The organism is Enterobacter sichuanensis (assembly GCF_002939185.1).
In the GTDB taxonomy this organism is placed as follows: domain Bacteria; phylum Pseudomonadota; class Gammaproteobacteria; order Enterobacterales; family Enterobacteriaceae; genus Enterobacter; species Enterobacter sichuanensis.
In genome coordinates this window covers 1-735 of record NZ_POVL01000166.1, presented here as the reverse complement: position 1 = coordinate 735, position 735 = coordinate 1, and the positions used below count along the sequence as shown (strand labels likewise).

At 43.4% G+C, this 735-nt stretch carries 1 protein-coding gene; it reads right to left on the bottom strand.

The features are described from left to right. Nucleotides 1-335: 335 nt before the first annotated feature. Nucleotides 336-735 (bottom strand): helix-turn-helix domain-containing protein (locus C5687_RS24325; RefSeq protein WP_104558232.1); only part of this gene is annotated, 400 nt, incomplete at its 5' end.

The window sequence follows — 735 nt, the reverse complement described above, 5'->3', positions numbered from 1 at the left end:
ACCACGGTCAAAAAAACGCCAAAGCGACGATTCGACTCTAGAGTCAAGTCGTCATAAGTTACTGATAGTGTGGAGTGAGTCGTCGATGACTCTATGACGAGTCGTCGGCAAGTCGTACACGAATCACCGACGACTTGGATTGACCTTACAGAAGGTAATACTGCGTAATTTAATAACAACCAACTGACTGATATTAATGAGTTATCTGCAAAAATTTAATTTTGCGTGGGGTGTGGATATTTTTAGTGTGAGGAGCGTTCAGAGATCTGGCGATTTTTGGGAAGGTTCACGAACGCCCCGGCATGGCCGGAGAGGAAAACTCAAGCATGGCGGGATCAGGATTTTTTCCAGAATTTCCACCACGGGGAATGGGGTGGTGAAGAAGGTTCGTGCTTGTGCTCCAGAAGCTGCATAGCCTGACGAAGGGAATCAATATGCTCATCTCGAGCCTTAACAGCCCCTTTAAGACCATCGTTTTCAGCTTCAAGTAAAGCGATTCTATGTTGTAAATCATGTAAACCAACGCTGTTAATACCTGTAGATTCTGCGTCACTTTTTACATCATGTTTTACAGCATCGATTACACCATCAAGAGAACCAAACACTCTAATAAGCTCTGATGTATCAATAACTTTAATACCCTTCCCGTGCTTTACAACAGAGGTGTAACTTAACTTACCACTGTTAATCATCTTGTAAATAGTAGGGCGACTAACCTTAACAAGCCGTGCTGCT